This window comes from Cellvibrio sp. OA-2007 (assembly GCF_000953825.1).
GTDB lineage: Bacteria > Pseudomonadota > Gammaproteobacteria > Pseudomonadales > Cellvibrionaceae > Cellvibrio.
This window is the reverse complement of the sequence record NZ_BBUL01000092.1, coordinates 139,814-166,252: the sequence shown is the minus strand read 5'-3', so window position 1 is coordinate 166,252 and position 26,439 is coordinate 139,814. Positions and strand designations below refer to the sequence as shown.

Sequence of the window (26,439 nt, the reverse complement as noted above, 5' to 3'; positions counted from 1 at the left end):
TTGAGGAGTGCTAGAAAATTGCTGGGGTCGATAACCAGCCGGCCACACTTAGGCCGATAAACCAGAACGCCGGTTTGACTAGTGAATCGCGGCTGCGGCTCCACACTATTAATACAGGCCAGAGCAGCAGGGCCACAGAGGCAGCGGCCATCATGCGGTTTACCAAGCTGGTATCCAGCAGTGCATACACCACCAAGGCCACACCCAAGGCAGCGCTTAGCGAGAGCAGGCCGGTCACTAGAATCTGCACCAGCAGACCGGGCACCTGGCTGTACCACGGGGGTGATGGCTGAGCGGGGCGCGCACTTTTATCGCTGCGCCGATCAGCCAGTTGGCGCTCATGCCAAGGCGTGCGCAAGGCAATCAACAGCAGGGCGATTAGCCCCGGCAGCATCGCCGCTAGCGCCCAACCGCGATCTACCCCAAAAGCAGCAAACCAAGGCCAGTGCGCCAGTATCAACACACCCCAACCGGCTGCAATCAGCGGCCAATGGCGCTTGGGCTGCAACCATGCGCGGTAGAGCAAGCCCACTCCTGCCGCGATCAGCAGCAGGGCGAGCAAACTAAACCAAGGGTTAACGGTGGATAAAAACAGCGAGTTCATCTTAAAACTTCACCGTCACTGAGCCGCTGATATTGCGTGGTTCAGCGTAATAAGCCTGGGCATATTCAAAGCTGGTCAAATAGCTTTCATTGGTGATGTTGTTGAGATTGAGGCCGAAGGCGACGTGATCGTTCAGTTGATAACGGGCAAAGGTATCGACCAGTGTTAAGGCATCCTGTTTGATTACAGTGCCGCGCAGATAAGTGTCTGAGCGGTATTCCACAAAGCTGCCCAAGGTTAAGGCCGGTTGCCACTCAGGGTTGAAGCTGGCGCTGAGTTTTAGTGATTGTTTCGGAGTAAAAGTGCGCGCGACTTCGCCTTGGTGATCGTCTACCGTGAGGCTGGTGTAACCCAGCGTCATCTTCAGCTGATCGGTGATTTGCCCGGCCAGCTCCAGTTCAAAACCTTGGGATTCATAGTCCGCACCGCCGTAATAAAACTTGCCGGTCTCCTCGTTAAAGCCCAGTTGAATCGCAAAGTCTTGTAATTCAGTGGCAAATACCGCGACCGATGTGTTCAGCAAGCCGTCAAAAAATTCGCCTTTTACACCCAGCTCTTTGTTCACCCCGGTGGTGGGGGCGAGGCGGTCGAGTTGTGCGTCCAATTCGGTTTGCGGGGTGAAGGTTTCGGTGTAACTGGTGTAGGCGGTCAGTTGTTGGCTGATGTCGTAGGTTAAACCGACGTAGGGCACCACCACATCTTCGTTGGTAGCTTGCGCAGCGCCGTAACTGCTGCCGCTGCTGTTATAGCGCGCGGCGCGGGCACCGGCTAAGAGTTTTAAGTCGTCACTCAGGCTAAATTGACCGGCGATATAAGCACCGGTTTGTTTATCGGTAATAGCCGAACCTGGTTCTTCATCATTGAAGGTAGGGTGAGGCGTGTCGCCAGTCCATGTCGCCATATTATCGATCGCCGGGAAGCCATTGCCGGTGGTGTAATCGTAAAGAGCGCGTTCCTGTAAATCACTTTCTGCCTGATTAAAACCCACTACAAACTGATGGCTAAGTGAACCGGTGGTGAAGCTGCCGGTGGTGGCAAGGTCGAATTGCTCCTGATCGGTTTCGCGGTCAAATTTTCCAGCCCAGCCACCTAGGCCCGACATATCCTCATTGAGGGTGCCGTACACATAAAGCAATTCCTGTGCGCCGCGGGTTTTGGTACGGGTATAAGTTGCTTTGGTATTCCAGCCGTTATCCCAAGTGTGATCCAGCTCGACAAAACTCTTGGTGGTTTGCACATCCCAGTAGGCCCAATCCGCTGAGCTATTCATAGATTGGTCAAAGTTGGTCATGTAGGTTTTGCCATCATCACCCAAATAGGTCAGGGTGAGGGCGCCCCACATAGGGCTATCTGCCTCGCTTTTCTGGCGGCTGATACCAGCGGTCAGCAAGGTATTAAGCCCCAAATCCGCTTCAATAACGCCATAGCTGGTGGACAGATCTTTGTGGTAATCCTGCAGGTGGGAATCCTTACTTTGTTCACTCACCACCGCGCGGGCGCGAATGCCGCTGGTCAGTGAGCCTGAGGCATCCAAAACCGCGCGGGTATCGTCCCAGCGCCCGCGAGTCAGGTTGAGACTGGCTTGGGTTTCAGCTGTGGGGCGTTTGCGCACTAGATTAATCGTCGCCGCCGGGCTGCCCAGTCCGCTCATCAAACCTGAAGCACCGCGAATAATCTCCACCCGATCATAGAGCGCCATGTCGATATCGCCCTCCAGCAGATCCCAATGCAATGGGGTGCCCAAACCATCCACTTGAAAGTTATTGATATCAAAACCCCGCGCTTCAAAGTAGGTGCGGTCGGTTTCGGTACGTTTTACGGTGATGCCAGTGGCGGTATCCAGCGCTTCATTGATGGTGCTGATGTTCAGGTCTTCAATCTGGGCGCTGGTAATCACCGCGACCGATTGCGGGGTCTCGCGAACACTCAAGTCCATTTTGGTCGCCGTGTTCATGCTACCAGTGGTATAGGCGCCGGTCTGTTCAGTGGTATTGCCCAGGGCATTGGCTTCAACTTTCACCGTCTTGAGCTTACCGGTTGGCTCCTCGGCAAAGCTGGTAAGAGGAGTAAACAACAGGCTGGTGATGATGCTGGCAAGCAGGGCTTTCGGCTGATTCATGGTGATATGGCTCTCCCGTACTGATGAATAGGGTGCCATTGTATTTATAAATGATAATCAATATCAAATGGTATTTAATTCTAAACGATATTGATTGCTGTATTGATGGGTAAAAAACTCCGGCTTGAATAAGAAACGGGAGCCGAAGCTCCCGTTTAACTGGTCTACTGGTGCCTGTGAATCAGGCGCGGCAGATTTACTCTGGAGTATCGAGTGCCGCCTCAGCTGCGGCAATTTCGCGCTTGTATTCTTCGATCTTGGCGCGAATTTTCTTGGCGTCTTTAAACGATGGGTACAAATGTAAAAAGCGCTCGTAGTAGGGGATTGCATCCTGCTTGCGCCCCAGCTCTACCATAATGTCGCCGAGGTTCCAGTAAACTGCGGTGCGGCGCGCGTCTAACTCCACGGTGCGGTAATACCATTTCAGCGCTTCGTCATTTTCATTCATGGTGTCGAGTACATAGGCGTAATTGTTGACGATGGTTGGGTTGTACGGATTTAACCGAACTGCTTCCGCCCATTCGCTTTTTGCTTGTGCGTATTTCTTTTCTTTAAAAAATTCCATCGCCGATGCGTTTAATCGCCGCGCTTGGTTTTTGCGTTCTTCCGAGGTTTTTGCTGCAGTGCTCGATGTTGCATCACCCGTGGCGCTGCTGCTTGCTGCCGCACTTGTATTAGTCGTTTGCGCTTGCTGTTCTTTTTCCAGGGCGATTTCCAACTCCAAGCGGCGGCGCACATTTTCAGACGTGTCTTTCCGCAGTGAGGTTAATTCGGCTTCGATCCGTTTTGAGTCGGCAATTAATTTTTGATTAATGGCCGCTGCGGCATCGCTATTGATTTTAAATACAAAGTCACCACCCTCGCTGCCGAGCAAATTACCGAAGGAGGGCGTTTGTTCTGCATAACTGGATACCACTGGTGCAACATAAGTACCCAGCTCGGAAGCGGTGACGTATCCGTTGTTGTCGGTATCGGCTAAGCCATCCAATGCTTGTAAAAAAGTCCAGGTAAAAATCGAGTGTCCGCCGGGGCCGCCGTCGGCGACTTGTTGATCGGCGCCGCCTGCGGTGAGAATCTGCCGCGCTTTGCGCTCGGTGATTTGATTGATGTAATTAAGTGATTGACCAATACTGACACCGGCGCGAGTTAATGCCAGACCGCTGTAACAAGAGTCCATCACAAAATACACATGCTTGGCGGGAATAAGCGCAGAGAAGTCGTTAATTTGCGTCATGCTAATGCCGCGGTTTTGGAATCTATTTGTGTCCGCATCGACGGGAATTAAATAACCCAGTGCTTTGCCATTGGGCAGGTCGCGGGTCATACCGTGACCTGCGTAAAAAACAAAAACGCGATCATTTTCTTTAACAAGATTGGGGTCTGCTAGTTGATAGCCGAGCACCTCGGTAATCCGCTCGGAGGTGGCCTCTTCATCATAGAGGGCGATGATATTTTCTTTTTTGAACCCCAATTTAGTTTCAAGCCGCGCAGCAACTGCTTGTGCATCGTTTACCGCGTATTCCAGTTTTGGCCAGGATTGGTATTGATTAATGCCAATCACCACTGCCCAGCTGGTGCCATAAAATTCGGTTTTGGGCGCTTGAACTTTTGGTAAGCCCGTTGAATTTTCGCTGAAGCTGCGACCGTCGAGTGTGACTACGCGGTAGCCTTCATTGGCCAGTGCGGTCAGCAAGGTTGGCAGTGCATTAACGGTTTGTTTGTGGATATCGTGAAATAACAAAATCCCTTTTTTATATTTCTCCAATTCACGCAGGGTGCGGTCGGCAATAGATTCCGGAATCGGGTCGGCCCAGTCCATGGAATCGATATTCCACATCACCGAAATCATGCCCTCTTTGCTGGCAAGTGCGTCCAAGGCTTTGTCGCGCGAGCCATAGGGCGGTCTGAATAGTGTGTTGGCTGAGCCCTGGCTGTTACTGATCAGCAAATTCGTTTTGGTGATTTCGGCTTTGCGCCCTTCATCGGCAAGTTTAGTAAGAATGCTGTGGCTATAACTGTGATTGGCAAGTATATGGCCTTCAGCAATAATGCGTTTGGTAATTGCATCATTGCGTGTGCTAGTAACTGCTTCGCCATCGGCTTCACCCAAATTTCTCCCCACCGTAAAAAAGTAACCGTTCACTTCATACTGTTTGAGAATGTCTAACACCAAACCGGTATTGCGCGCATGGGGGCCGTCATCAAAAGTGAGCACTACGGTTTTTTCGGGCAAGTCGTTGCCCCACATAATTTTGGGGGTTGTCTCGGTCAAGGCATCTTTTTTGGTTTTGCTATCGTTTTCGCCGCGTGTCATATAGCGAAATAATTGTGCTTTTTCCTGCGCGTAGTGACGCAAGAGTTGAGCAGTATCAAATTGGCTGTTGAGAAAACTAATGTAATCAAGCCAACTCTCGTACTGCTGTCCGCGTGTGGTTAATTTATCCAGTGCTTTGCTGTAATCACTGCGGTATTGATCAAATGCTTTTTGATAATCTGTCGCAGCGCGTTCCAATTTAGCGAGTTCCTGCGCGGGCAGTGCACGGGCTTTTTCCAACGCCATTAATTCATCATAAAGATCATTAAACGCGAGCAAATCGGCGGGGTGTGATTGCAGTGTTGTTTGGGTATAGCGAATGAGTGTTTCGCTGGCCTGCGTCAGTTTGGACGATGACTGCTCAGCCTCGGCCTGTGTGATTAATTGTTCTATGCCTTCTTGCTTCACCACATACGCATTGCGCGCGGCAAAAATATAATCAGAGAGCGGGTCATTGGATGGGCTTTTGTCGAGCAGCAATATCATCGCCCGCTGCGCGGTGACAATATCGTCCAGTAATTTTTCAGTTGGGTTTGGATTGCTTGTGGCGCTAGCGTGTAATGAGCTGGTTATCACTACCAGCATTAGCAGAATTTGTTTAAACATCACCCTGTATGTTCCTCGCTATTATTGTTTGCCGCAGTCAGGTGTATGGAGAAAATGACTGCATTCCGTAGAGTCCTTAATTGCTTAGCGGGCGATGCTGAGCCGCGCTTCAACCCAAGGCTGCGCTAGTGTGCCACCATTGCATAAACGAATGCTACCTTTGTGCAGCGCGGCAATTTCTTGTACAAAACTCAGACCGAGGCCAGAACTTTTCCCCGCGCCCTCGGCGCGAGCCAGCGAATAAAAACGCTCGTAAATACGCGGCAGCGCGTAATCTGGTATCCAGGGGCCTTGGTTTTGAATCACTAATACCAGCTGTTCTGCTTGTTGTTCTATATGAATCAAAATGTCGCTCTGGCTATTGGCAAAGTTCAAGGCATTATCGAGCAAATTGCTAATGGCTTGCAGCAGTAAAAAACGATCGCCTTTTATTTCAGCAATGTTGGGTGGTGCGGTAAACACTAATTGAAGTTGTTTTTGTTGTGCACGGCTGCGTTTGGTATCGATTTCAGCACTGACTAGTTGGGCTAAATCCAGCGGCTCAGGGTTATGTAATTGATTGGTGTTTTCCAGTGCGGCCAATGCCAGTAAGCGATCAATTAAATCCTGCATGCGGTGTGCGGAGTGAACAATGTTGTGCAAAAACTTTTGTCGGGCATTGGCCTCCATGCCGCCTTCTTCCAATAACTCGGCCGCACCGCGAATGGCGGCCAGCGGGCTTTTCATTTCGTGGGTCAATGTGTGTACATAGTTTTCAATATAGGCTTTGCCTTCTAATTCGCGGCGCATAGATTCAGTTGCCTCTGCGAGTTCTGCCAGTTCTCGCTCGTGTAATTTCGGCGGTGTTACACGCTCACCTTGCCTGACTTTTTGCACGTAAATTGATAAGAGACGAACAGAGTGAGTGAGCCAATAAGTTAAGAGTGCGCCTATGGCCAGGGCGAAAATTAAAATCAAGCTGCCCTGGGTTAACAGTTGGGTGCGGGCAAATTCAAGAAAGGGCACGCTGCTGGCATTCGGTTGCACCACAGTGAGCACGCCAAATAAATCGCCATTGTTAAAAATAGGTGCGGCCACGTGCATTACACTGGTTAATTCATCATTCGGATCTATACGCGTAGTGCGCGCACCGTACTGACCTTTGAGCGTTTTGCTTACATCCAGCCAGCGCGAATAATCTTTGCCAATTTCATCCGGGTCGGTATGAAAAATCACTCGACCTTGGCGGTCGGTGATGTAGCAGCGCATATCCGATGTAGTTTTTTTAACATCCCAAATAGATGCATTGAGCTGGCGCTGCTGGTAGCGGGCGATGGCCTGGGTAAATTGCTCGCGATTAAATTGATTGTTATGCAGATCGCGCACCACCAGTTCAGCGAGCAGGTTGGCGGTATCGATCAGTGCGTTCTCGGCTGACTGGCGCACAATGGGCCGCAATTGGTTGGCTGCATTGCTAAAAAAAGTAAACAGGCCAATGCCGACCAATAAAAAATACATTAGAAAAATGCGCAGGCTTAATTTCACTCAGGGCAATCCTTATCGCGTTTGGCTAATGAATGCTGATGCTATAGCCCATACCCCGGTGGGTTTTAATGGGGTCGGTATCGCTATTGTCAGTGGCATCGCGCAATTTGGCGCGCAGGCTTTTGATATGGGTGTCCACCGCGCGCTCAAAACTGGATTCGGGTTCATCCCACACTTTATCCATTAATTGGGCGCGACTAAAAATTCGTTCAGGGTGTGCAAGCAGTACACGCAAAATTAAAAATTCATAGCGGGTAAGGTTGATGATTTTATCGCAGTAACTGACTCGCGCTTTATCGATTTCGACACAAAACTTTCCCTTTTGCCAAGGTGCTTGGGTTGTTGGTGCTGGCGCGATCTCCTGGGCGGAGGCTGGCGTTGAATTTTTTTCTGGCGAATTGCTGGGCGTTCTATTCGCTGCGGTGCCAGAGCGCTTGAGAATAGTTTTAACGCGCGCGCTGATTTCCCGTGGGCTAAAGGGTTTGGTGACATAGTCATCGCCGCCGATTTCCAAGCCGATAATACGGTCAACTTCTTCTTTGCGCGCGGTTAAAAACAAAATAGGCACATCTGCATATGGCTCATTGCTGCGGCGAATGGTTTTGCACAATTCAAAGCCATTTTGATCGGGCAGGCCAACATCGAGAATAATAAAATCCACTGGCTGCTGCGCAAGATATTGCAGGGCACTTTGCGCCAGTGATTCCCAAGTGACTGCAAAACCTTCTGTCTCCAATGCGTAAACCAATGTGTCCGCAATAGCGGGTTCATCTTCAATAATTAATACGCGGGCTTTCATTGCAATGATTTATCCAATACCTGATGACAGTTGCGGCTACAAGAGCGCTGCATGTACAACATAACGCAGCGGGCCGCCAGAGTTTAATGCATGGAAAGGATAGCAGGTGATCAGGGTTAATTCTGCGTTTTGTTGCTGCAAATATAATGACCGCTTGCCGCTATCGACAATTTCCATTTGCTCGATTTTATAGCGGTAGCGGTGCCCGTCGCTATTTTGTAATTGGATTACATCGCCTTTTTGTAGATTTTCCAAAAATACAAAGTGTGTATCCCGGTGGCCGGCAATAATCGTAGAGCCCGGTTGACCCGGCGCTGCACTCTGGTCAAGTAAACCCGGCCCAAATGCCAATGCCTGGCCACTGGTGCCTGCGAGCACGTAGAGTGTATCGCCCGCAGGTGTGGTGAGTGCCGCAACGGGCCAAGTGTCTGCCCAGCGCCAGGGTTTGCTGTTTGTGCCGGTAGCCAATGTGTGCTCCCATGCTTGCGCAATTAACAATTGTGCAAGCATGGCTTTAGCGCTAATCCAACTGGCTTTTATTAAACAGGCCAGAGCCACTATTAACAGCAATCCCGCACATAGGTTTAACCAGCGGTTGCGCTGTGCAAATTTGCTCTTACACATAGCATTGACTGCGACGGCAATAAATTGTTAACGCGCCGTATGCCAAGAGCATACACACACCAATCAACCACAATAATTCAATGCCGGTTGCGGTAGAAGGGTAGGCCGCTGTATGGCTAATAGCTGTGCCTTTGGGTAATAGATTGGCGACATTTTGTTTGGCGATATCGGTTTCTGGTGCGCGACTGATCACTTCCTCAACGGCGACAAAACTGGTGAATTGACTGACGAGTTGATGGGTGAATGCGACATCAATTATTTCGCGTTTAAGCGTGTCAGGATTGGCTTCATGCCGCATGCGTTCGCTGAGCGATTCAATTTTGGCGCGCGCCCAGAGGCTTGCGATTCCGGTTGCATTGTTATTGGTGGTGTCGCTGTGATCCTGAGGATAAACATTCCTGCTCCAAGTCGAGTGACCTTCGCCAATAATGCTGATTGTTGCGGGTAAAGCGCTTAGTTTTAGGGCGAGTAAAATTGGCTCACCCACATAGAGATCGGGAATTTTTTGTGGATAAATATCGGCGTGAATAGTATCGGGAAAAGTGACCTGTATATCGCGCAGTAAGGGTTTTTCCAGTTGGGTAAATAAAGTGCTCATCGCCGAATTTACATCGCTTAATTGGCTGATCAGTGTTTGAGTGCCGCGTCCTAGCTCTGCTGCTTTTTTCATAAAATAACCGTTAGGTGCGGAGCCTATGCCCACGGTAAACAAACGGCTGTCACCGAGCAATTGATGAATAATGCCAAACAGCTCATCCTCATTGCCCACTGCACCATCGGTAATAAAAATCACCTGACGCAAATATTCCGGGTCGCTGGGTAATGTCAGTGCGCTGCGCAGAGCGGGTGCCATTTCGGTGCCGCCGGTTGCTTGCAGGCTATTCACAAAGTTGACTGCCTGTTGTTTACCGCTGGCAGTTGCCTGCTCAGACAGTGCAAACAGTTTGCTGTGAATTGAATTAAATTCAATGATGTTAAAACGCTGCTGCTCGGTTAAATGTTCTATTGCAAAAATTAAACTGGCTTTGGCTTGTGCGATAGATTCGCCGCCCATGGAGCCAGAGGTATCGATAATAAAAATAGTTTCGCGCGCTAAAATAGTTTCATTGCTGGGATTCTCCGGCGGCATCAACATTAATAAACCGTAGTAACTGCCATCGACCTGATCGACAAAAAAAGCCGGTGTTGTTTCATTGATGCTGGCAATTTTCCAGCGCAATTTAAAATCTCTGTCCATCGGTACATGACTATCTTTGGTGGTGATTTGCCAGGCATTTTTATCTTCTTGCGTCACTATGGTATGGCTATTACTTTCAATGCTGCTCAGGTGTTTCACATTATTAATCTGCACATGAATACGCGCCGGATTGGCGAGCTCTGCCGGCAAATCTTGCGCAAAAATAAAATCGCTGCCCAACGATTCAGCCAGGTTGTTAGCGGCAGGTGGAAGGTAGCGCGGTGTTAAGGTCATAGGAAAATAAAAACTGAATTCATTGCCGGTGCGGGTCAGGGTTTCGATATAGGTTATCTCTACCAATATGGCTTCTTTGGGGGCGATATTGGCTACTTGTGTGGTGAAGAGATTGGCGCGCTGCTGTTCAATCAACCCCGCGTGTTTACCCTGTTGTAACGCCTGTTGATAAATTTTTTGCGCCTGTTGTTTTTCATGGATTTCGCCGTTGATCACCCGCTCGCCAATGAGCAAGGTCATTGCATTAATCGCGGCATCTTCCGGCAGCGGGAATACATATTTGCCTTCTACAAATGTATCGGACTGGTTGTAGAACTGCTGCCGTACCACCACTCGCGCAACGGGGCCGGTAATTTTCACCTCCACGTCGGTGCCGAGCAGCAGGGCGGGTTGGTAATCCTGATCGGCTGCGCTGCGCACTAAAAAACTGCCGCTTTCCGGCCCGCTGTTATCAGCGGCCTGCAGGCCGCTACTGAATATGAGTAATCCACACAATAGGCTGAGGTAATGGGTAATTTTCATTGACTGCTCCTGTCGCTAATAAAATGGCCTTGGTCTTGGTCAAGTGGGCCGACGAGAGACAGATTAAGTAACCAGTGTGAGGAAACTATGTGATTAATGTGTGGCTCAGGTGAAGATGGCATTAACAACCCTGGCTTGGCGCTTGACTCACCCCGAGTAACCTCGTACCTTGCGCGCCCGAGGTGTCTGATGGGTGTTTACTCTGTAACCAGAGTGCGCCAGGATCAGAGTCAATGGGAAGTCGGTACGTATCGCTCGTATATTAGTGGCGATGCAATCCCGACACTGCCCCCGCAACGGTGTATCACGATTGTTTTGCAATCCTGATGAGTCCGATACCAGCCTCAAACCCGGAGCAATGCTCTTTTAGTTCACGATGTCGCGGAGGGCAACATCGGTGGAAATCTGTATTTTTTGAGTCTTTGGCTCATCGCAGGCTTTTCCGCTTTCCCTCCCTCATCCCATTTAGGATTGAGGAATCTCATGTTTAGCAAATCATTTTCTTTTAAGCATCCATCTCCTTTTACAGTGGCCAGCCTGAGCGCGGCGATTATCGCGCTTACATCCACTCACGCAATCGCTGCCACTAAAAAAGCGGACGATAAAAAACTCGAAACCGTTTACGTCAGTGCCACACGCAGTGAAACCGCGCAGATGCCAGTGGCGACGCAAATTAAAATTATCAGCGCCGAAGACATTCGCGTAAGCGGCGCAAAATTATTATCGGAAGTGTTGCGTACCCAAGCGGGCATTCAATTAACCGATTCCGATGGCAGCGGCGCGCGCAATGTCACTGCTTCTATGCGCGGTTTGTCGGGCGCTAACAATGTGTTGGTGTTGGTAGATGGTCGCAAACTGAATAATCCATCACTCGCTGCACCGGCATTAAATACAGTTGCATTAAAAGATGTAGAGCGTATTGAAATTGTGCAGGGCAGTGCGGGCGTGTTGTATGGCGATCAAGCAGTCGGCGGCGTCATTAATATCATCACCCGTCGCGCCGTTGTAGGTGAGGTGCACGGTTCAGTAAGCGCAACCGGCGGTAGCGATAATCTTGAAGATTACACCGCGAGCATCAACCAGGGTTTTGCCAATGGTTTGAGTTACTCTGCCTCGGCACAAAAACGCAATGCCGATAATTATCGCGATAACAATCAAAATGCATACGAAAATGTGTTGGCTAATGTGCGCTACGATTTTGCGCAGGGTTTTGTGTTTGTTGAAGGGCAGACAATTGATGACGAATTAAATCTTGCGGGTTACCTATTGGACTCTGAAGTGATTGTTAACCCACGCAAGGCTCGCACACCGAGTAATTATGTAAATCAAAATACGGATCTTGCTCGTATTGGCGGTGGATTAAATTTGAGTGAGCATTGGGAGTTACTTGCCGAATTCGCCGATCGCGATGAGAATACAGAATCTTTCTACGGCTATGGTGCTCCGACACTCGGCAATATGCGGGTAAAAAATATTACGCCACGCCTTGTGGGTACTTTGCCTACCACAAAGGGTAATGCCCTTGTAACTTTGGGTTATGATCAGGTTGACTCGGAATATACAGTACTTGATTGGGGTACTGATATTGAGCAAGCGATTGATGCTTATTATGCGCAATTGATTTATCCACTAACACAACAATTAAGTCTTAGTATTGGTGCGCGGACTTCATCAGTAGATGATGCCAATCACGCACTGAGTACACATCACAGTGACGATGTGACTGCCAATGAATTGGGGCTTAGCTATCAATTAGATAATGGTTGGCGTGTATTTGGCCGCTATGCTGATGGTTTTCGTTTTGCAAATGCGGATGAAAATGGTTTTGTGCTGCCGAGTGTAATGTTTTTGGAAGCGCAAACCAGCCATTCTGGTGAGCTGGGTGCAGAGTGGAGCAGCGAGCGTGCGACAGTGCAGTGGTCGTTGTATCGCATGAATCTCGATAATGAATTGATGTACGATGCAGTGATTGTAAATCCTAATTCATGGAATGGATTTGGTGCAAACGTCAATCTGGATTCATCGCGTCGTCAAGGTGTTGCGATTGATGGTCAATTAATACTGAGCGACGAAATTCAATTGCAAGCAAACTACACTTACACCGATGCTGAGTTGAGCAGCGGCAGTTTTGCGGGTAATGCAGTGCCTAATACTGCGGAAAACCGCGCAAACGTTGCTTTGGTATTTACTCCTGTGCAGCAGTTAACTATATATCTGGATTCCAGTTACACTGGTTCACGTTATCGTTCAAGTGATAGTGCAAATGCGGGTGAAACATTGGCTCCGCTAGTGCTATTTAATTTGAATCTTACTTGGCAGTACGAAGCGGTTGAGTTAACTGGCCGCATTAAGAACCTGACTAACGAGCGGTATGCGGGCTTGTATGGCTTATCGCCAACTGCTGGTTACTATCAATACCCACAACCAGAGCGCAATTATCAAGCTAGCATCACCTATCGTTTTTAATTAATTCGCGTAGGGTGGGTGGAGCGAAAGCGATACCCACCGTTTAATTCAATGTACCCATTTTTCAGTATGGAAAACCACTATGAGCGATGAACATAACCAAGGCGATGAAAAAGCCAAGCGCCATCAAGAGCGCATGCAGCAGCGCAAAGAAATTGTCGATGCGGCTATCGCCCGTGCTGACGAAGAGCGCGGTGTGGTGATTGTGTTAACCGGCGACGGCAAAGGTAAAAGTTCATCGGGTTTTGGCACCGCGCTGCGCTGTTTGGGGCACGGTTACAAAGTCGCAATTGTGCAATTTATTAAAGGCACTTGGGAATGCGGCGAAAAAAACTTTTTAACCGAAAGTATTTTTCGTGGTGCTAGCCCGCAATTGGAATATTTTGTAATGGGTACAGGCTTTACTTGGGAAACCCAAAATGCTGAACAGGACAAACAAGCCGCTGAAGCTGTGTGGGCGGAATGCGAACATGTATTTCGCGACCCGAGTATTCACTTGGTATTGCTCGATGAGTTGACCTATATGCTCAATTACAAATATATCGATAAAGATAAAGTGATCGCCGCAATTCAAAATCGCCCGATCACTCAAAATGTGATTATCACCGGGCGCGGCGCAAAAAAATATCTGGAAGATTTAGCGGATACATTCAGTGAAGTGAAATCGGTTAAGCATGCTTTTAATGCTGGGGTTAAAGCGCAAAAAGGCATTGAATGGTAATACCAATTTAGTGTTGTTGATGTTCTATTTATCGCTGTTGTGCGGGTATGTATAGGCTGTGCAAGCGGGTATCTTTTCAGTTAAGCTGATGTGAATAATTATAACTATATCCAAAATTATAACGGTCATCACAATTCAACGACTGAGAGAATCAACATGCACAACAGTTTCAATAATATGTCTTTGGTGGCCTTTTTATTTATCGTTTTGTTGGGTTTACAAGCTTGCGGAGGCGGCGGTGGGGGCTCTTCACCTGCTGCTGCTAGCAGTAAAGCTTTATCGGTAGCACCATCCAGCTCAAGCGCCACAAGTGTATCGGTAATGAGCAGCAGTGTGCCGTCCAGTCTTAGTAGCAGTTCTTCATCTAATATTAGTAGCAATTCTGTTTCCCAATCTTCCATGTCAGTGCCAGCGGGCAATCCGGGTATGCGCAATCCCGATGGCAGTATTCGCCCAGCACATACACCTAATGCCGCTCCCAATATCATCAACGTAGTTACCCGCGCTGCGCAGCTGGGTTATACCATCGATCTCGCCAACACCAACAATGACGATAACCCCGGCATTCAGGCGGTAATTAGCGATGCAGCTACTACTGCGGGCAGCACTGTGTATTTTCCTAACGGTACTTACAATTTGAACAGTGTTTCAGTGTCGAGCACAACAGTACACATTGTGATGGCTAAAAGCGGTGTAAATTTGGAAGGCGAAAGCCGCGATGGCACAGTGTTTTTGTCCAATATAGATGCAGGTACCGGCGCGACAAATTATTACGGTATCCGCATGTTGGGCGTGAACAATATTGTGTTGAAAAATTTCACTTTCACCAACACCTGGAACAAAAACTATTCCACCAATACGAATACAGCTAACCCTGATCGCGGTGGTTTAAGTTATGTGATTGCAACCGGGTATGGCAGTTCTGCTGCGGCCTACAACATTACCATCGATAATGTTGTAGTAGAAAAATATATCAAAATGGGTGTGCGTATCGCCGCCGGTTCCTATGATGTAGTGGTAAAAAATTCTATCGCCCGCAATGCGACCGATGTGGCCGGTGGCGGAGCCGGTTATGGTTTTGTGATTCAGGGCAGTACACATTTAAGTGAAGCAACCAATCCCTATTTGGGTGATGCAGCAAAAGACACTTATTTTGTTACGCTCGATGGCAACAAAACCGAAGGTGAATACATTCGTCACGCAGTGATTGTTCAATACTGGGCGCACAATAATCTCATTACCAATAATCATTTTGTGAATAACCAGCTCGATGCTATTGATCTTCATGGTGAAGATGAATACGCCAACGAAGTGTCTTACAACACCGTGGTGAATTCTTATCGCGCCGGAGTTGCATTGGGTAATTCAGGTGCAGGTCACGATAAAAGTGGTATTGATAACTGGATTCACAATAACGATTTAATCGGCTGTAACTGGGGCATTAGTGTGCAATACGGCACGGCAAAAACCACGATTGAAAACAACACTATTCGCGATAACACATCAAATGCCGCTAGCTCACCCAGAGGCATTTGGCTGGGCAATAGCGACGGTTATATTGTGCGCAACAATGTGATTAGCAATAACACCGTACCAGGCTTTGTTGCGGTGGCGCTGAGAGATGATGCTGCCGAAGGTGAATCACCTGCGGGTGGTCCAATTAATTGGATCATTAGCGGAAATACTGTGATCAACAGCGGCACCGAGTTTGCTAACACGTCTACTTATGCAACAGGCAATAGTATTCAAACGAGTTGGTAAATGAATACAACTTGTTTGTGAATACAGTTAATAATGCTAGTTATTTAAAATAAAAGCGGGTGTTGTGTGGTAACTAGGTCATTAATGATCCAGGGCACAACACCCCAGAAAGGATTAATTCAGTGTAGGTGTATGGTTCAATATTAGCTCTACCAGTTGCGCCACATCGCCATTAAAGTGATGGTCGCCCTCTAAATAAAATAGTTGCTGTTTGACTGTGGCTGGAGGATGTTGTGCAAGGACATCACACAGGCTTTGTTCGCGAGTGGAATAAAAACAGTTGGTAATCCACTGCTGCCAATCCTTAACTTCGGGGTAAAGTTTATAAGGTGCTTCTTTTGCGTTGTTGAGCCAACCACTTAAGTGAAACGTAAAGTCTACATTGGTGGACGGGTTGAGCAGGTTGACGCTTAAGAGTTGTCGCTGGGTGGTCGCGTTTAAACGATTCACCATAAAGGGCATAACATCGGCGCCCATAGAAAACCCAATTAACAAAATTTTGTTTTTATGCCAGCGCGCTGAATAAGTATCCAGCAATAGTTGTAGATCCCGCCCGGCAATCTCGGGTGTCTTTCCCTCCCAAAAATAATCCAATGAATTCCAACCTACTACCGCTATACCTTTGGCCGCTAAACTATTGGCAATGTCTTTATCGATATTGGCCCAGCCGCCATCGCCAGAAATGACAACGGCGAATAAATCGTCCTGTGAGTATTGTTGATTGGCGAGCGGGAGAACTTCGACAAGTGGTAGTGAATCAACTGACACTTGTGCATTTACAGCGCTAGTTTTTGTGGGCTCCATTAAATGCCGTTCAAAATTGTCGCGTTCATTCAACCAGTTGCGTGAGGGGAAAATATTGTAAAACCAAGGCTTTAGCCATTCTGGTTCGGTGAAACTGCGCCAAGGGGTGGCTGGCGCAGAGTAAAAGTTCAGTGTGGCTAAATGGTTTGTTTGATTCCACTTAACTGCGGGATTGGGTTGGCATAAATTGTTGGGGAGTAGAATAATACTGCCGATTGTTTGGCTATAAGCGCCGCGAAAAACGCCTTTGGGTATTTGACTGAGCATGGCAAAGAGGTAATCACCGGCAGTGCCCAAGGCAGTAATAAAAGCCGGTTCGAAATGAAAAAAATGGTGATGCTGTTGCACATCCTGCGCGTAAACTGCTAGCGGGGTTGCCGCATCAAAGCAGCGCTTGTCATTGTTCTGCTGCTGTAAATATTGTTCTATAGATAAAATGGCTGCGAGTTTTCCGGTGCGGCTTAAATGGCTTGCCAGAAGGCGCGCATCAGGCAGCGAATGCTGATCCGTTAAAATTAACTCCACGCCATTGCTGCCGCCCGCGTAAATTTCAGTCGTACCAAAATCACCCCAGCTAAACAATTCTGGCACATACTGCGCCTGACAGATGTTGGCGATCAATATTAATGTCAAGGTAATGAGCGCGCGTGTCATTGGGTAAAGTTTCCGCTGATGCCGCGCGCTATGGCATTGGTGATGGTAAAGATCACACCCGGCAATTGTTGGCTTTTTGGTAAAGCTAAGTAGATGGGTTGCCATTGGGGGCGAAATTTTTCTTTATAGTGATGCAGGCCTTTGAAATCGTAAAATTCATTTTCTAATTTATAAATAGATGAGCCCAGCCGTTGCCAGAGCGGTGCCAGTTGGTCGTCGTCCATACCTGCCAGTGGCGCCATGCCCAAATTAAACCAGCGATATTCGCGCGCCTGCGCCCAAAGTAAAATATTAACCAGCAAAAAGTCCATGGTGCCTTTGGGGGCATCCTCGCCATAGCGCATTAAGTCTATAGATATGTCGCTCTGCTCATTGGTGATTAATAAATTGGTAAACGCGACTATAGCCTCGTCTTTTACGATGACCGCGATATTACATTTACCCAAATAGGCTTCGCTAAAAAAACCTAATGAAAAACCTTTTTCACGCACTTTTTTTTGCGCCAGCCATTGGTCGGAAATTTTCCGCAAATTGGCGAAGTGAGGTTGTAGCTCATTTGGCGTTAAAATTTTAAAACTATAGCCTTCGCGCGTCAGCTTGTTGATGCTGGTACGAAATGCAGTCTGGGCATTACCCTTAAGGCTAAAGTGTTGAATGTCTACCTGAGCTTCTTCGCCCAGTTTGATCAGTTGCAATCCCAGATCGACATAAAGTGATAATTGTTGTGGGCTCACGCGATAAAATACCGGCTTAGCTCCATAGATATCTGCAGCTGCCCGAAACTCGCGCACTAACTGGCTAAAGCGGGCAGGATTGCCACAGGGATCGTTGAGTGCAATCCAGTATTTATGGCTGGTGGTATAGGCAATAAAACAATCGCGCTCTTGGTTCCAGAAAAAATATTTGTCACCACTGAGATAAATAAAATGATCTGGTCTTTTACTTTGGCGAATAAGCAGTTCAACAGCGTGAAGTTCAGTGCTATCGGGTAAGTTTGGGTTGTGGCGACTACGCGAAAGCAGGTAATAGAAAATCGCACCGCCGCAGACTAAGGCTACCAAAAAACTGGAGCGCAAAAAGCGTGAGGCGTTAGCGTCACTGGCAAATTGCCACCAGAGCTCGTGGCGGTACGCGACTTCTTTATAAGCTACAAAACCAATATAAGTGCTAAAACTGGCCGCGGCGATAATCAACAGTAGCCAGTGATAGCTAAGGAAGTGTGTTTCAAAATTGGATTTGCGATAAAAACAACTGCGACAGGGAATAAAAATCAAGAACAGCAGGATCAGGGTGCCGGCCTCTTCGTAATCCCAACCTTTGGCAAGCGAAAAAATAATACCACTAGCCAAGAGTGCCAGCGTCAGTGGATAAGCAATTTTAAGGCGCAGATTGACTGCCCGCGCCAGAACCAATAAAAAAATCCCTATGCAACTGCCTAGCAGATGCGCCACTTCTACAAAGGGTAAACCGATAAATTCAATCAGCCGATCCACGCGCGACGGAACAGCGGGTGTGCTACCTGAGATTAACAACATAAGCCCAGCAACAACTAATAACCCGGCGAGCATGCGCGCGAGCGCCTGCTGGGAAATTCCTGCAAACAGTAGCAATAATCTGCCCTTGGCGGGCGCTGGTTTTAGCTGCTTGGGTGTAATGCTTTGCTCTTGTTCGTGGCCGCGCCACATCAAGCTGGGCAGGGCGAGGCCGAGCGGCAGGAAGTAATAAATAATCCTATAAGTTAATAGCGCCATAATAAGTAGCTGGTGGTCATAATGATCACCCGCCAAATATAAAAATGTGCCTTCAAATACGCCTATGCCACCGGGAACCTGACTGAATAGTCCCAGCAGCTGCGCCAGAATATAAATCGTAAAAAACCATTTAAATGGCATATCCGTCGTGGTGTAGAGCAAACTGTAAAGTACCAAACTGGCGAGAATTAAATCGACGGAGCCTAGCAAGGTTTGCATCAAACTCATACGCGTTGAAGGCAGGTGCAAATCCCATTTGCGCCAGCGAATATGAGGATGAAACACTACTGCACCCCAATAGCCCACTAAAAAAATAAGGGCTCCGCCAATCAGCCAGAGTAAATGGCCGCCGAGTAGTGCTGGATCCTGTAATTCGGCTTGGGGGAGCATTAATGCAACAACAAAAAACAGGCTGAGTGCGCCTAAAAAATAGGTCAGGCTACCGAATAGAATGATCTGCCCAATGGCGACAGTGTTGAGTCCCCAGCGCGAGTAAAAACCATAGCGAATGGAACCGCCAGATAAGTAAGCATGACCGGCATTATTGCTGACGGCATAGCTGATAAGGCCGACTTTGAGCGCGCGCTGCCAGCTAATAGGGAAGTTAAACTGGCGCATTGCTAGATAGTCGTAGAGTGCCAATACCGTATAACCGATTGTTGCAAATGTCAGCGCGGCAATAAGACTTGGCCAATGAAAATCCAACAAAATCTGGCTCGCGCTATCCAGATTGAGGTTGTAGGTTGTTATTTCCCGTTCGACCATGTAGAGCGCGGCCAGTCCCGCTACAATGGGCAATCCGTTTATCAGGTTGCGCGAGCTAATCAATTCAGTACCTGCTTTGCAGTGAGGTTATGGGGCGGGTCAGTAGGTGTAGATTTTATTGCAAGCTTGGTAGCCTAAGGTGAGTCAGGCTACGCCATGCTACTGACATGTGCCCACAGTATTAATTCGCTTAACTTATGAATTTTTCGATTTTTTTACGCGTTTGCTTTCAGGTGTTGTTAGCAAATATCTTTTTAGGCCAGGCTGTTTCAAAACCCATATGACAAAAACATTAATGATACAAGGCACAACATCCGACGCAGGTAAAACCACACTCGTTGCAGCGCTCTGCCGTATTTTAAGAAAGCGCGGCATTTCGGTGGTGCCATTTAAACCGCAAAATATGGCGTTAAATTCGGCTGTCACTGTCGATGGTGGTGAGATTGGTCGTGCGCAAGCGCTGCAGGCTCAGGCAGCAGGGCTTGCGCCGCACACGGATATGAACCCTATTTTAATTAAACCCACCAGCGATACCCGCGCGCAAATTATTGTGCAGGGTAAAGCGGTGACAGATATGGAGGCGGCGGTTTATCACAATTACAAAACCGAGGCGATGGGTTTTGTATTGGATTCTTACGCGCGTTTGCAGCAAAAATACGAGGTGATTTTGGTAGAGGGGGCAGGCAGCCCGGCTGAAATTAATTTGCGCGACCGCGATATAGCCAACATGGGTTTTGCCGAAGCGGTAGATTGCCCGGTGATTTTAATTGCCGATATAGATCGCGGCGGGGTGTTTGCCCATTTGATCGGTACACTTGAGTTGTTAAGCGAATCTGAACAAAAAAGAGTAGTCGGTTTTGTGATTAATCGCTTTCGCGGCGATATAAGTTTATTGCAATCGGGTTTGGATTGGCTGGAACAAAAAACCGGCAAACCGGTATTAGGTGTTATTCCTTATCTGCAAGGTTTGTATTTAGATGCGGAAGATGCGCTTACCGCAAGTGCAGCAAAACAAGATGCAAAATGCCGTGTTGCGGTATTAGCCTTGCCGCGCATTTCCAATCATACGGATTTTGATCCGCTACGTTTGCATCCACAAATCGACTTTCATTGGGTCGGGCCGAATCAAACAATTCCTTCCTGTGATTTAATCATCATTCCGGGCAGTAAAAATACCCGCGCCGATTTGCAATTTGTGTACGAACAGCAGTGGGATCAACAAATCAAAAAACATGTGCGTTACGGTGGAAAATTAATCGCTATTTGCGGCGGTTTTCAAATGCTCGGCGATGAGATTCACGACCCGCAGGGATTGGAATCTGCGCCAGGTAGCTCGGCAGGATTGGGTCTGTTTGCCATGCAGACAACACTGGAGCCGCACAAAATATTGCAACAGCGCAGTGGCTTTTTGTGGAATAAAACCAGTGCAGTGCGCGGCTATGAAATTCATTGCGGCATAACAACGGGTCATGCATTGCAATTCCCCGCCTGCTATTTGCAGGGCGAGCAAGGCTTGGAGCCAGAGGGGGCCATCAGTGAAGATGGCTTGGTTGTAGGCACTTATCTTCACGGTTTATTCGATCACCCGGATGCGCTGAATGCACTGCTTTTGTGGCTAGGTGCAGAACAAGTGCAACAAATGGATATCAATCGCGAGCGTGAACTATCCCTTGAGCGGTTGGCCGAGGCGACTGAGTCGGCGCTGCTACCTGATTTTTTACAGCAATTTTTATAAGACTGCGTTTTTAGGCCTATACTCTTTGAGTATTCCCGCATACCTATTTACTCCCTCTGTAACAAAGGCTAAACAAGGAGCGCCTTTATGCGTTTGATGCTGTTGGTAATTTTATTCTTGAGTGGCCAGCTGGCCCTACAGGCACAGGGGCAGGTCAAGACCCAAGCAGCAGACGAACCACCTATCATTAATCTGGCAACCAATATTTCATCCGCATTTACTTCTGATTTTCCATTGGGTAGCACACAAAATCTATTGCCCCATTTGCAGTGTATTTTTAAGAATATAAAGTGGGACTATCGTGTGCAAATCATGCCTTGGCGCCGCGCTTATCAAGACGTAAAAAATAATCGTATTGATGGTTTTTTTACCGCGATTCCAATGCGCCAAATCGATCCCTATGCGGTATTGTCTGCCCCCATGGTGTTGGAAAATTGGTATTGGTTTTGGCGCATGGACACAGTCGCTCCCGAGTCTTGGCGCGAGGGTTATAAACTGGGGTCTATTTTAGGCAGTCAGCAGGAAACATGGTTGGATGAGGCTGGCTACCGGGTAGAGATGAGTGCAAATAATTTGCCGCAGCTCATTAAATTATTAAGGTCCAAGCGCATTGATGTGATTCTTGCTGATCGCGAGCATTTTCTTCAGGCTGCGCAAGAATTGAAGCTTGACCCCAATCAATTCAAAAGCCGTTTTTTTCGCTATGTCCCTTTAGGCGTCTATTTTAACGAGCAGTTTCTCAATCAGGATCCGGAATTTTTAGCGAGTTTTAATCGGCAAATTAGCGGCTGTGCAAGTACTCGGTTTGCGGTGACTGATTATGAGCAGCAGCTTATAAAAGAGCTGTTGATGCGTAAAATTGAACGGTGGAAACACCTGCCAAAATTAGAGGAAATATTACGCGCGCAGAACAAAAAATCACGCCGTATTAGCCAGCAAGAAATTGCCAAGCGCGATAAACAATGGGCGCAGGCTTTTTTGCAAGGGGATTTTGCCTATCCCATTAAATTGGTTGATCAAGAACTGTCTGCACAGCTGCGCGAAGTGAAAAAACAATCGCAAGACATGATTACCGAAATCATCATTACTGACGCCTATGGGCTAAATATGGCAGTAAGTGATATGACCTCGGATTACTGGCAGGGTGACGAAGAAAAATTCTCAGAGGTTTTTGGTAAACCCGTGGGCACCCTCTATTTTGGCGATATTAATTACGATGAATCTACTAAGCGTTTCCAATTACATTTAAGCGTTCCGCTCTTCAGTGACGAAAAATTTGAACCTTTGGGTGTGATGGTATTTGGTATAGATGTAGAAAAAGTGCTGTCGCAAGCACAGTGAGTTATCTTTCTAGTGCTAGTTTTACGATGTGTTTTTGTTATTTGAAAGTGTTTTTCCTAATAAAAATATTTTCCTGGGCGTTTTTAGAGACCGGGGAAAACTCCTCTAAAGTGGCCATTTTTAGGCAATAAAAATTGTCTTACTTCACAAATCGAGTCAAGTGAGCATTAAGGTCTTATTGACTTTATTGCCATTAGATCTGATTGTATGACATTATGTGAGCGCAATCATTTTATAAGGCTCTTTCCGCGTCGAGCCGCATAATAATCAGCGAAAGCCATGAGAGGTGTGAATGATTGCGTATAGCAAATACGGTTTTATCACTCCGAGCAGCCCTAATCTCTGACTCTGGCCGAGCTATTTATCTAAATCTGAACGGTTGTTTCAATAATGCTAACGTTTTACCGGAATGCCCTCGCAGCATTTGTCGCGATCTTGGTGTTTAGCGCGCTGGTGGTTTACGTGGGTGTGATGAAATCCAAATTAAATGCGTCTTTATTTCCGGGGCGCGATGCGAATTTTCTTTGGGTGTCAGCGATAGAGCCGCAAGAGCCTGTTGGCAATACCCGGTTAAAGCTGAAGGGTGAGGTGGGTACGGTAGAGTATGATTTTTTTCTGGATGCAGAGACTCCATTTCCCTATACCCATTATTCAATTTATTTTGTTGATCCAATTCAATCATTTGCGCAAGTTGATTTACGCCGGTTCGCGGAAATTTCATTCAAAATTCAATGCGATCCCAAAAATGTGTTGATGTTGGTGTTATTTAGTTTTGATGACAAAGTTACTGATTTGAATAATATGTCATCGCGCCGGGTGTCTTCTACTGCGTTTTCTTGTGATAAAAACTGGTCCGAATTGAGGATTAATTTAGCGGATTTGGATACCCCGCACTGGTGGTTGGGGCGATATGGATATGAATTTAGCGACACCGGTTACCAGCTGAATAAAACCATGGGTTTTGCTTGGGTGAATTCCTTGCAAAGTCCGCTTAATACACCCTCTCATGTAAAGCTGACCGATGTAAAATTGCTCGGCACAGATCGTCGTTATATCTATGTATCAGCGGCTCTATGCTTTGTGGTATGGATTGTATTTGGTGTGTGGTTGTTTCGCCGCTACGTGGCGGTGTTGACGGTAGATATCAGAGAAAAGGTAAAACAAGATCAACCGTTAATGGCCTACAAAAAATTATCGATTGAGCCACAGAAAGATAAAGAGAAAAGTGCAGTATTGCGCTATATGGCAACTGAATATGCCAACCCGGAATTGAGTTTGGAAATGGCTGCTGCAGCACTGGGTGTCAATCGAACAAAAATTAACGACATACTAAAAGAGGAATTAGGTCTCACTTTTAGTACCTACTTGAACAAGTTGCGGTTAACTGAGGCGGCGCGTTTGTTGTCAGAAAATGAAGAGGCTAACGTATCTGAAATTGCCTATTCGGTTGGTTATAACAACGTATCCTATTTCAATAAACTATTTAAAACGGAATATGGTTGTGTGCCAAAAACGTTCAAATTTCTATATCCGTTGAAAGATTCAGAGCAACAGGATAAATAATTCTTTTCTTGATTTTCCCGCAAGTTATCATTTCCATAAAAATGGAATATCCTCTGAGTAAAATTATTTTCCCGTAGAGCTGTACATCGCCATATTGAATGCGGCATTTTTGGCTAGTGCAGTGGTTCTCATTTTGCAAGTTGTCGCTATTAATTGCATTCAAATAATTACAGTAAGGCTTCAACTTTCTGCAGTTTTGTATAAAACCTTTCAAAAGTGCAATTTTTAACTCCTCCATTTCCTTAGTCTTGCCTTCGGCGCGGATCAAACTGATCGGCGAACGACCCCTTTGAATTTTTAAATTTCGCAGTAACACGACTTATTTTTTCTAATAACCATAAACGGAGACTTGCATTATGCAAACATCACAATATCCCGTTAACCCTCTTGCACGGATACTCAAACGTACCTGCAGTATGGTTGGCGCCAGTGCCGCTTTAGCGGTGTTATCGCACTCAGCATTTGCCGTGTGCACTTATACGGTTGAAAGCGAATGGAATACGGGTTTTGTTGCCAGTATTACCATTAAAAATGATACGGCTGCACCGATTAATAATTGGAGTGTGAATTGGGGTTATGCCAATAACCGGATCACCGGAACCTGGAATGCGAATTTTGCCGGTTCAAACCCTTACACAGCATCTAACGTTTCCTGGAACGGCAATATTCCTGTGGGTCAGTCGGTCTCATTTGGCTTTCAAGGCAATAAAAATAGCGCGACTGCTGAGCGTCCTACGGTAAATGGGGCTGCTTGTGGTGGTGCAGTAGCAAGCAGTGCTGCGCCAAGTTCAGCGCCTCGCTCCAGTGTTGCGCCTAGCTCGGTTCCGCGCTCAAGTGCAGCACCAAGTTCACAGCCTGTAATCTCAACTAGCAGTTCATCATCGTCTGCCGGTTACACAGTTCCCACCAATAATTTTGCACAAAATGGCGGTGTGGAAAATGGTTTAACTAACTGGTCAACAACGGCCGGTACTGTTACACGTTCAACTCAAGATAAGCGCAGTGGCTCGGCGAGTGCGTTAATTTCCGGGCGCACAGCAAACTGGCATGGTTTGACATTTAACGTGGGTTCACTTGTTAGTGGCAGCCAGTATGATGTTGCGGTATGGGTGAAACTTGCACCTGGCACACCTGATAGTGTTGTTCAACTCACGGCTAAACGTCAGGACGACAACGACTCATCTACTTACAACGAATACACTCAAGTTGCGACTGCAACTGCATCCTCTACCGAGTGGCGTTTGGTGCAAGGTTATTACACCCAATCGGGCGCTACTGCATTTCAACATTTTATTATTGAAGCTACCGACGCAACGATCAGTTTCTACGCCGATGATTTTTCTATCGGTGGTCAAGCTCCCGTTGTGAATAGCTCTTCATCACGCTCATCCAGTAGTGCGCCTGCGGCCAAAAAATTCATTGGTAACATCACTACCAGTGGTGCGGTGCGATCCGATTTCAATCGCTACTGGAATCAAATTACCGGCGAAAATGAAGGTAAATGGGGTTCAGTGGAAGGCACTCGCGATGTGTACAATTGGGCGCCGGTTGATCGCATCTATGCTTACGCTCGCGCCAATAATATCCCGGTAAAAGCGCATACATTTGTATGGGGCGCACAATCACCTTCCTGGATTAATAACCTCAGCGCTTCAGAAACTGCAGCGGAAATTGAAGAGTGGATTCGCGATTACTGCGCTCGCTACCCAGATACGGCAATGATCGACGTAGTTAACGAAGCGGTATATGGTCACCAACCAGCTGCCTACGCGCAAAAAGCGTTTGGCAATAACTGGATTCAACGTGTTTTCCAATTGGCTCGCCAATATTGCCCTAACTCGATTTTGATTCTGAACGACTACAACAATATCCGCTGGCAGCACAATGAATTTATCGCGCTGGCTAAACCTTTGGCACAAGGCGGTTATATCGATGCAGTTGGTCTGCAATCTCACGAATTGAAAGGTATGACAGCTGCACAAGTTAAAACCGCAATCGATAATATTTGGAATCAATTGCAAGTGCCGATTTATATTTCTGAATACGATATTGGCGACACCAATGATCAAGTGCAATTGCAAAACTTCCAAGCGCATTTCCCCGTATTCTGGGATCACCCGCATGTTAAAGGCATCACTATTTGGGGTTATATAAATGGCAGAACCTGGATTGAAGGTTCAGGGTTAATGTCGGACAACGGTACTCCACGCCCGGCAATGACTTGGTTGCTGAATAACTACATCAATAAGTAAATCCGTTTTATTGCAACTCATAAAAGGATCTTATGAGTTGCAT

General features: G+C 47.3%; 16 protein-coding genes and 1 riboswitch. Of the genes, 7 read left to right on the top strand and 9 right to left on the bottom strand.

Annotated features, from left to right (window positions below):
- Positions 1 to 10: 10 nt before the first annotated feature.
- The 7 genes from AWU77_RS20510 to AWU77_RS13415 form a co-directional block, all read right to left on the bottom strand.
- On the bottom strand, positions 11 to 604 hold the full coding sequence (locus AWU77_RS20510) for a hypothetical protein (RefSeq protein WP_062064289.1): 594 nt from the start codon (positions 602 to 604) through the stop codon (positions 11 to 13).
- Between the two features lies 1 nt (position 605).
- A complete protein-coding gene (locus AWU77_RS13440; RefSeq protein WP_062064286.1) occupies positions 606 to 2,723 on the bottom strand; it encodes a TonB-dependent siderophore receptor in 2,118 nt (705 codons plus the stop codon).
- Between the two features lie 196 nt (positions 2,724 to 2,919).
- On the bottom strand, positions 2,920 to 5,643 hold the full coding sequence (locus tag AWU77_RS13435; protein WP_062064284.1) for a polysaccharide deacetylase family protein: 2,724 nt from the start codon (positions 5,641 to 5,643) through the stop codon (positions 2,920 to 2,922).
- 84 nt (positions 5,644 to 5,727) lie between these two features.
- Positions 5,728 to 7,167, bottom strand: a complete 1,440-nt coding sequence (gene creC / locus AWU77_RS13430; RefSeq protein WP_062064282.1) for a two-component system sensor histidine kinase CreC — start codon at positions 7,165 to 7,167, stop codon at positions 5,728 to 5,730.
- A gap of 25 nt (positions 7,168 to 7,192) precedes the next feature.
- Positions 7,193 to 7,966, bottom strand: a complete 774-nt coding sequence (gene creB / locus AWU77_RS13425; RefSeq protein WP_062064280.1) for a two-component system response regulator CreB — start codon at positions 7,964 to 7,966, stop codon at positions 7,193 to 7,195.
- Between the two features lie 36 nt (positions 7,967 to 8,002).
- Positions 8,003 to 8,590, bottom strand: coding sequence for a class GN sortase (locus tag AWU77_RS13420; RefSeq protein WP_084618386.1), 588 nt, complete (start codon positions 8,588 to 8,590; stop codon positions 8,003 to 8,005).
- Positions 8,583 to 10,583 (bottom strand): marine proteobacterial sortase target protein, encoded by a 2,001-nt coding sequence (locus tag AWU77_RS13415; RefSeq protein WP_062064278.1) that lies wholly within the window; start codon positions 10,581 to 10,583, stop codon positions 8,583 to 8,585. Before AWU77_RS13415 ends, AWU77_RS13420 begins: the two co-directional genes overlap by 8 nt.
- Positions 10,584 to 10,777: 194 nt before the next feature.
- A riboswitch (cobalamin riboswitch) is annotated at positions 10,778 to 10,945 on the top strand.
- A 121-nt stretch (positions 10,946 to 11,066) separates the two neighbouring features.
- On the opposite strand from AWU77_RS13415, the gene AWU77_RS13410 reads away from it, so the two are divergent.
- The 3 genes from AWU77_RS13410 (at position 11,067) to AWU77_RS13395 (ending at position 15,531) form a co-directional block, all read left to right on the top strand.
- Positions 11,067 to 13,049, top strand: coding sequence for a TonB-dependent receptor (locus AWU77_RS13410; protein ID WP_062064276.1), 1,983 nt, complete (start codon positions 11,067 to 11,069; stop codon positions 13,047 to 13,049).
- Positions 13,050 to 13,131: 82 nt separating this feature from the next.
- Positions 13,132 to 13,770 (top strand): cob(I)yrinic acid a,c-diamide adenosyltransferase, encoded by a 639-nt coding sequence (gene cobO, locus AWU77_RS13405; protein ID WP_062064274.1) that lies wholly within the window; start codon positions 13,132 to 13,134, stop codon positions 13,768 to 13,770.
- A gap of 156 nt (positions 13,771 to 13,926) precedes the next feature.
- The gene (locus AWU77_RS13395; protein ID WP_084618384.1) at positions 13,927 to 15,531 is read left to right on the top strand and encodes a right-handed parallel beta-helix repeat-containing protein; all 1,605 of its coding nucleotides are present in this window, start codon (positions 13,927 to 13,929) and stop codon (positions 15,529 to 15,531) included.
- A gap of 114 nt (positions 15,532 to 15,645) precedes the next feature.
- On the opposite strand, the gene AWU77_RS13390 is transcribed toward AWU77_RS13395, so the two are convergent.
- On the bottom strand, positions 15,646 to 16,989 hold the full coding sequence (locus AWU77_RS13390) for an AcvB/VirJ family lysyl-phosphatidylglycerol hydrolase (protein WP_062064267.1): 1,344 nt from the start codon (positions 16,987 to 16,989) through the stop codon (positions 15,646 to 15,648).
- Positions 16,986 to 19,568 (bottom strand): bifunctional lysylphosphatidylglycerol flippase/synthetase MprF, encoded by a 2,583-nt coding sequence (gene mprF, locus AWU77_RS13385; RefSeq protein ID WP_062064265.1) that lies wholly within the window; start codon positions 19,566 to 19,568, stop codon positions 16,986 to 16,988. Before mprF ends, AWU77_RS13390 begins: the two co-directional genes overlap by 4 nt.
- 217 nt (positions 19,569 to 19,785) lie before the next feature.
- Between mprF and AWU77_RS13380 the strand changes: the two genes are divergently transcribed.
- The 4 genes from AWU77_RS13380 (at position 19,786) to AWU77_RS13365 (ending at position 26,396) form a co-directional block, all read left to right on the top strand.
- A complete protein-coding gene (locus AWU77_RS13380; protein ID WP_062064434.1) occupies positions 19,786 to 21,240 on the top strand; it encodes a cobyric acid synthase in 1,455 nt (484 codons plus the stop codon).
- An 87-nt stretch (positions 21,241 to 21,327) separates the two neighbouring features.
- Positions 21,328 to 22,581 carry an ABC transporter substrate-binding protein gene (locus AWU77_RS13375; RefSeq protein ID WP_062064263.1) on the top strand — a complete coding sequence of 418 codons (1,254 nt, stop codon included), beginning with the start codon at positions 21,328 to 21,330 and terminating at the stop codon, positions 22,579 to 22,581.
- 390 nt (positions 22,582 to 22,971) lie between these two features.
- The gene (locus tag AWU77_RS13370; protein ID WP_062064261.1) at positions 22,972 to 24,144 is read left to right on the top strand and encodes an AraC family transcriptional regulator; all 1,173 of its coding nucleotides are present in this window, start codon (positions 22,972 to 22,974) and stop codon (positions 24,142 to 24,144) included.
- Positions 24,145 to 24,500: 356 nt separating this feature from the next.
- On the top strand, positions 24,501 to 26,396 hold the full coding sequence (locus AWU77_RS13365) for an endo-1,4-beta-xylanase (RefSeq protein WP_062064259.1): 1,896 nt from the start codon (positions 24,501 to 24,503) through the stop codon (positions 26,394 to 26,396).
- Positions 26,397 to 26,439 lie beyond the last annotated feature (43 nt).